The organism is Haloferax sp. Atlit-12N (assembly GCF_003383095.1).
Taxonomy (GTDB): domain Archaea; phylum Halobacteriota; class Halobacteria; order Halobacteriales; family Haloferacaceae; genus Haloferax.
Window position 1 is genome coordinate 461,173 of record NZ_PSYW01000003.1, and the last position, 6,745, is coordinate 467,917.

Genomic DNA, 6,745 nt, shown 5'->3' on the forward strand with positions numbered 1-6,745 from the left:
AGCATAATAAGCGTACGGTCATTCTCGAAAACACAACTATTCGATATTGTTGAACGAGTTTCCTCTAAAATCGTAACGGCTCCTCCGGCGTCGGTTACGGGATGACCTGATTTTCGAGATCGGCGTTGTCGTCTTCTTCGAGAGCGGCTACGTTTCTCGCGACGATGTCCGCGAGTCGGCTCCAATGAGCCGGTGTGTGACCTGCGTTGTGCGGCGTGATGGTCACGTTTTCGAACTGCCAGAGTGGGTGGTCCGACGGGAGTGGCTCAGGGTCTGTCACGTCGAGCGAGACGTCGCCGATATCGTTCGACTGAATCGCCCGTACGAGTGCGTCGGTGTCGATAATCTGTCCACGGCCAACGTTGGTAACGGTCGCGTGTTGCGGGAGCGTCTCCAGTTCAGCAACACCGACGAGTCCTCGCGTGGTCTCCGTGAGCGGCGACGCAATGACGAGGTGGTCGGTCCTGGCGAGCGCATCGTGGAAGTCGCGATCGTTGTAGCCGATAACTTCGTCGGTGGGGCCGCCTTTCTCGGGTGTGTACCTTACGCCGATAGTGTCCACATCGAAGCCCGCCAACCGGTCGACGACTGCAGTCCCGATCGAGCCGAGACCGACGACTGTGACGGTACTCCCGCGTAGTTCACCCGCTTGATAGTGCCGCCATTCGTGGCGCTGCTCGCGGCGCCATCCCTCTTTGAGACGTCGCGTGGACGCGAGGATGTAGCCGACGACCTGTTCGGCGATGTTCGGTGCGTGGATTCCCGAGGCGGTCGTGACGGCGACACCCATATCGGAGAACGCGTCGAGCGGTAAGTGTCCGTAGCCGGCAGCTATCCCGGCGAACAGTTCGAGGTTGTCCGCTTCCGACAGTAGTTCCTCGTCGATTTCGACGCTAGACGCGATAGTCGCGTTGCGGATGAGTTCGCGTTCCTCCGCGGGGGTTCGTGCGAGTGTGACCGTGCGGTCGGGCAACCGCTCGCGGAGTTCCTCGGCGTACGCTTCCGCTGGGAGTCCATGCGTTCCTTGCCGTAAGACGACTACGTCTGGGTTTCCGGTCATGTATGTGATTTCCTCTCGCCCCGAGGGCTGAGAGTTTGCTCAAGCGCTCGGTTGGTCATAGCTTCCGAGGGAGGCATATATGTGGTGCTTTTGAGGACTATGTTACCGCATCCACGCATTGACGAGCCGGTGGCGCAACATTCCTAATGAACCTAAATTATATAATGTGTGCCTTCATTCGAAGGGATGGGGATGTCTACCAACCATACTAGGCGGCAGTTTGTCAAAGCAGCGGCACTTGGTGGCGTTGCGGCATCCGCAGGGTGCCTCAGTAGCGTCACCGGGAGTAACAGCGGTTCCGGCGGCTCGGGCGAGAGCGGGAACACACTCGAATACTGGGAGTACTTCCACTCTCAGTCACAGGTCGCAGAGGACCTGATGAAGTCGTCCGTCGAGGAGTTCCAACAGGAACACGACGTCCAGATGAAGATGAACTGGGCGAGTTGGAACGACATCAACGGCGGTAAGTGGAAGAACAATATCCAAAACGGGAATCGACCGGTCATCTACGACTCGACTAACTCCCTTAACGGACAGTTCATCGACCCTTCGTGGGTGAAACCAGTCAGCGAGTACCGAGACCGCCTTGACGACGACGCGCTCTCGAACATCGAATGGGCGCTGGAGCTCTCTCAGAGCTGTTACCGCGGCTTCGAGAGGGACCTCTATGAGATTCCCGTCGGGATGGAAGTCGGTGCACCGTTCATTGCGCGCGCCGACCACTTCGAAGAAGCGGGACTCTCTATCGAAGAGGATTTCCCACCGAAAGACTACGACCACCTCGTCGAGATTGCGACTCAGTTACAGGAGAAAGGTCCCGGCGACTACGGCTTCCAGATTTACGGCGCACAGGGCGACGTGACGGACGAGGCACTCGTGACCTGGGCCGCGTCTGAAGGTGGCTACGACGGGATGTATATGAACAAAGACTGGTCTGACGTGAACTACGATTCGGAGGCCTGGAAGACGGCTACGAGACAGTACGTCGACCTCTATCAGAACCACGGCCTCTCGTCGGACAAGGCTCCGACGGCGTCCAACGAGGGTGTCGCACAGATGCTCATTCAGGGCAAGGTGAGTATGTATCAAGGCAGTACGAAGGACCTCGGCCTGTTCCGAAGTCGAGCCTCGGAGATGCTCCAAGACGGAACCATCGTGTTTGGCCCCTCGTGGGAGGGTGCGGCGGGGAATCGCGGTGAGTTCTTCACCCAGTGTGTCGCGCTCATGCGAAAGCCCGATGGCGTCTCGCAGGATGTGTGGGATCAGCGAGAGGAACTGGCGATTCAGTGGATAAACAAACTCCTCTCGTCGGAATTTCAAGCTGAGGTTCCACGTTCGCTTGCGACTCTCCCTGTCCGACGTGACGTGTGGGACGGTCTAAGCGAAGACCCGGCGCTGGGCGCGAGTAACTACATCTCAAGCCTGCGAACGATAGTCGACGGGATGGAACACGGTTGGTCGAGCCATCCGAAGATGAACGCCATCCAGTACAACATCGCCGGCCCGTTGTTCCAGGAGGCGGTTCGAGGGGAACTCTCGCCGGAAGAGGCCTGCACGCGCGCCGCAGAACAGATACGCAACCAGATAGAGCTCTGAGCAAGGATGTCGACTCAGAACCGCTTCGACCTCGAGGACTGGGCGTCGAGCTACCGCGATACCCTCTCTGAAAACTGGTTCGCGTATCTGCTCATCCTTCCGGTCCTCGCCTTCTTGGTGCTTCTCATGTGGCTCCCGTTCGCGCAGGGATTCTACATGAGCTTCAACGACTGGCCCTTCGGCGGTGACCCGACGTGGGTCGGTCTGGAGAACTATCTGTTCCTCTTCGGCTGGGAACCGTTTTTCACCTCGTTGAGGGCTACGCTCGTCTTCTCGCTCACGACGGTTCTCCAACTTGGAGTCGCCCTCGTGGCAGCGCTCGCGGTGCGTGAGATTCGCCGCGGCAAGAGCTTCATTACCGGCGTGTTCCTCATCTCGTACACGGTCCCGCCACTCGTCACGGGGACCATCTGGGCGTACCTGCTCCAACCAGACCTCGGTCCACTATTTGGCTACCTGTCGCAGTGGGGGCTCCTCGAAGAGACGATATACTGGGGAAGCGACGGCGCCGCGTCCCTCGGCGTCATCCTCTTCGTGACGACGTGGACGTTTTGGCCGTTCATGTTCCTCATCATCTCGGCGAGTCTCGAGAGTATCCCCGAAGAATTGTACGAGAGTGCGCGGATGTACGGTGCGGGCCGCGTCCAGACGTTCCTCAGAGTGACGCTCCCACAGCTGAAAAGCGCCATTCTCGTCGCCCTCAGTATCCGTATCATCTGGAACATGACCAAGATCTCGCAGGTCCTACAACTGACGAACGGTGGCCCCGGATACGACACCTCAATACTGGCGGTGTTGTTGTACCGGTTCGCCTACGGACAAGGGAGAATGGGTGTTGCCTACGCAGTCGGTGTCATCCTGCTGATTATGACTATCGGCTTCGTCTTCGTGTTCATCCGTGAGTTCGAGCGGACGAGTGAGGGACCACAATGAGCACCGACGACTTCGACGTGACGGCGGTGACACTCAAGGCGACGACCTACGGGGTCATCTCGTTCCTCGTCCTTTTCAACCTCGTCGTGTTGGCATTCATCTTCTCGGTGTCGTTCATGCCCCCGAGCGAGTTCTTCGGCGCTCCGCACATCATCCCACAGAACCCGACGCTCGAGGCGTGGACGAGCGGGTTCCAAGAGCTACGAGATAATCTCGTGAACAGTTTCCTCATCGGGCTTGGAACGACTATCGTCGCGCTGGCAATCTCAATCCCCGGTGCATACGCCTTCGCCCGAAAGGAGTTCTACGGCAAGCGAGCCGGCTTCTACGCCATCATCTCGGCGATGATGTTCCCGTACATCCTGCTCGTCATCCCCATCATGGACCTCTGGAACGACTTGGGGCTGTACAACACCATCCCGGGGATGATTATCGCTTACCAGGTGTTCGTGACACCGTTCGCGATCTGGATTCTCCGGGACTTCTTCGCGAAGCTTCCGACGGACATCGAGGAGGCCGCGCAGGTGTACGGTTGCACCCAGTTTACGGCGTTCCTGCGGGTTATCCTCCCTCTTGCGACGCCCGGCATCGTCGCCGTCGGCTTCCTCGCGTTCCTCACCGGCTGGAACGACTTCCTGTTCGCCAACCTGCTGACAACCGGGACCGGTCCGGTTCCGGCGGTGCCGGTCCTTTACGGCACCATCGGAGGTGGCTCAGGCGAGCGAGTCTACTGGGGCAAGCTGATGGCTGAAACGCTCATCATCGGTACGCCACCGACGATACTGTACCTCGTCGCGCGCAACTACCTAGAAAACGCATTTACGGTATGACACAAAACACCATGACAGCACTCGAAGACACGACCACAGAAAAGACGACCCAGACGGCAGACGCAACCGATCGCGTCGCCCCGTCTGAGACGGACAGTTCGGGCGGCCACATCCGTCTCGAAGGAATCATGAAGACGTTCGACGGCGGCGACATCGTCGCCTGCGACGATGTGAACATCTCTATGGACGGTGGGGAGTTTGTCGTCCTTGTTGGGCCGTCTGGTTGCGGTAAGACGACGACGCTCCGCTGCATCGCTGGCCTCGAAAAGCCGGATGAGGGCCGAATCGTTGTCGACGGCGAGGACATCACCGGACAGAAATCGAAAGACAGGGACTTGGCGTTCGTCTTCCAGAGCATCGCGCTGTTCCCCCACATGAGCGTCCGGAAGAACATCCGGTTCGGTCTCGACATGAAAACAGACCTCTCCAAAGCCGAAAAGCGTGAGCGCGTCGAGTCGGCGGCTGAGACACTCGGTCTCGAAGAGACGTTGGACCGCAAACCTTCTGCGCTCTCGGGTGGCCAACAACAGCGCGTTTCGCTCGGTCGCGCAATGGTTATGGAACCTGCTGCGTTCCTCCTCGACGAGCCGTTCTCGGCGCTTGACGCCAACCTCCGTGATCACATGCGCGTCGAAGTGAAGAAGATCCAGCGCCGGCTTGAGACGGCGATGGTGTTCGTAACTCACGACCAGGAGGAGGCGATGACGCTCGGCGATAAAATCGTCGTGATGAACGACGGCTACGTCCAACAGATTGGAACGCCCTACGAGATTTATAACGAGCCAGCGAACCAGTTCGTCGCTGACTTCATTGGATCGCCGTCGCCGAACCTCGTGGAGTGTACTGCCGAGCGAACGGCATCTGGTGTCGCCTTCGTGAGTGACTTCTGCCGAATTCCAGCAACTGACGAACAGGCCGCCGCAGTACAGGACGGCCAAACTGTCGTTTATGGGATTCGTCCGGAATATCTGAGTATCCGCGACGACGAAGGACACTTCACCGCTCGGCTCGATGTCGTCGAACCGCTCGGTGATCGAGACGCGATCCATCTGACCTCTGGTGATACGTCGCTGTCGGCGGTGACGCCGCAGGGGGAGGTCTCCCGTGACCACAATGAGGTTCACGTAGTCATGGAGACCGACGAGGCGTGGCTGTTCGATGAGCACGGCGAACGAATCGTCTGACACCCACCGATAACGTCAGCGCCCGAATACACTCCCCCTTCGGGCCTTCTGTGACTACACCAACAGCTATGTCTATCGAAGTTGAATCACAACTACTGGTGTGATCTGAAATGACACGATACGAAACCGTCAGACGCGCAGCGACCGAGGGTGCCGAAGTCGCACATGGGCTGTTTAGAACTGACCTTGCCGTCGACACGAAACAGTCGAAGTTAGATCTCGTGACGAAGGCAGATACGGAGACGCAGCGCCAGACCATCTCGATCATCCGCGAGGCGTTTCCTGACGCGACCATCGTCGGCGAGGAAGAAGACGAGCGCAAATCCGTACCCGAAGACGGCAACGCATGGGTCATAGACCCCATCGATGGGACAAACAACTTCGTCCACGGCTCACAGTTGTGGACGACGACGGTAGCGAGTGTCCGAGACCACCAGACTGTGGCGGCTGCGACTGTCGCTCCAGCACTTGGTGACGTCTACGCATCGACTTTAGATGGTGCGACCCGGAACGGTGATCCGATTACAGTTAGTCCAAAGACTAATCTCGACGAGTTCGTCGTTGCTCCCATCCTGCGCTACGGCCCCGACCACGACGCCAAATTCGGCGACTTCCTCAAGCGGCTTATTATTGAATTTGGGGACCTGCGCCGGCTGGGTTGCGCACAGGTGACGTTAGCGATGGTCGCCTGTGGAACGCTAGACGTCGCCGCCTCGGAGCAACCCGACCCCAATCCGTGGGACACTATCGCTGGTGTTTCCCTGGTCAGACAAGCTGGCGGTACTGTGACGGACATCCGTGGTAGCAAATGGGTACCCGGGTGTGAGGGCCTCGTTGCGTCCAACGGCGAGGCGCACGACGAAGTTCTCGACCGTGTGACGACTGACTGACTGGGCCAGTCAGCTGCTGGGTTTTTGAAATATGTCTGCAACGAAATCATAAAATCACGCCGATAGAAGGACTTACTACGCATGCGTAGTACGAAGTAAATATGCCGGTAAACTACGCGGAGTTGCACGATCCGAACGCGGAGTACACGATGCGAGAGCTGTCGGCGGAGACGATGGGCGTGACGGCCAAGCGCGGCGGCGGCCGCGACGTCGAAATCACCGACGTGCAGACGACGATGGTCGACGGCAACT

General features: G+C 58.6%; 6 protein-coding genes and 1 pseudogene. 6 read left to right on the plus strand and 1 reads right to left on the minus strand.

Annotation, left to right across the window (positions count from 1 at the left end):
* Nucleotides 1-94: 94 nt before the first annotated feature.
* A complete protein-coding gene (locus C5B90_RS16325) occupies nucleotides 95-1,060 on the minus strand; it encodes a D-2-hydroxyacid dehydrogenase (RefSeq protein ID WP_115883014.1) in 966 nt (321 codons plus the stop codon).
* Nucleotides 1,061-1,252: 192 nt separating this feature from the next.
* Here C5B90_RS16325 and C5B90_RS16330 point away from each other — a divergent pair, with 192 nt between their 5' ends.
* From C5B90_RS16330 to C5B90_RS16355, 6 genes and pseudogenes are all read left to right on the plus strand, one after another.
* A complete protein-coding gene (locus C5B90_RS16330) occupies nucleotides 1,253-2,656 on the plus strand; it encodes an extracellular solute-binding protein (RefSeq protein ID WP_115883050.1) in 1,404 nt (467 codons plus the stop codon).
* Between the two features lie 6 nt (nucleotides 2,657-2,662).
* Nucleotides 2,663-3,589 (plus strand): carbohydrate ABC transporter permease, encoded by a 927-nt coding sequence (locus tag C5B90_RS16335; protein ID WP_115883015.1) that lies wholly within the window; start codon nucleotides 2,663-2,665, stop codon nucleotides 3,587-3,589.
* Nucleotides 3,586-4,419 carry a carbohydrate ABC transporter permease gene (locus C5B90_RS16340; RefSeq protein WP_115883016.1) on the plus strand — a complete coding sequence of 278 codons (834 nt, stop codon included), beginning with the start codon at nucleotides 3,586-3,588 and terminating at the stop codon, nucleotides 4,417-4,419. Before C5B90_RS16335 ends, C5B90_RS16340 begins: the two co-directional genes overlap by 4 nt.
* A gap of 128 nt (nucleotides 4,420-4,547) precedes the next feature.
* Nucleotides 4,548-5,603 carry an ABC transporter ATP-binding protein gene (locus tag C5B90_RS16345; RefSeq protein ID WP_233512080.1) on the plus strand — a complete coding sequence of 352 codons (1,056 nt, stop codon included), beginning with the start codon at nucleotides 4,548-4,550 and terminating at the stop codon, nucleotides 5,601-5,603.
* A gap of 110 nt (nucleotides 5,604-5,713) precedes the next feature.
* Nucleotides 5,714-6,493: an inositol monophosphatase gene (locus C5B90_RS16350; RefSeq protein ID WP_115883017.1), complete on the plus strand. Its 780-nt coding sequence runs from the start codon at nucleotides 5,714-5,716 to the stop codon at nucleotides 6,491-6,493.
* A gap of 101 nt (nucleotides 6,494-6,594) precedes the next feature.
* Nucleotides 6,595-6,745 (plus strand): annotated as a pseudogene (locus C5B90_RS16355) (mandelate racemase/muconate lactonizing enzyme family protein); the annotation flags it as partial.

What these genes read in the sequence shown, in the direction of transcription:
- C5B90_RS16325 (WP_115883014.1), bottom strand. Translation starts at nt 1,060, where the DNA reads ATGACCGGAAACCCAGACGTAGTCGTCTTACGGCAAGGAACGCATGGA.
- C5B90_RS16330 (WP_115883050.1), top strand. Translation starts at nt 1,253, where the DNA reads ATGTCTACCAACCATACTAGGCGGCAGTTTGTCAAAGCAGCGGCACTT.
- C5B90_RS16335 (WP_115883015.1), top strand. Translation starts at nt 2,663, where the DNA reads ATGTCGACTCAGAACCGCTTCGACCTCGAGGACTGGGCGTCGAGCTAC.
- C5B90_RS16340 (WP_115883016.1), top strand. Translation starts at nt 3,586, where the DNA reads ATGAGCACCGACGACTTCGACGTGACGGCGGTGACACTCAAGGCGACG.
- C5B90_RS16345 (WP_233512080.1), top strand. Translation starts at nt 4,548, where the DNA reads ATGAAGACGTTCGACGGCGGCGACATCGTCGCCTGCGACGATGTGAAC.
- C5B90_RS16350 (WP_115883017.1), top strand. Translation starts at nt 5,714, where the DNA reads ATGACACGATACGAAACCGTCAGACGCGCAGCGACCGAGGGTGCCGAA.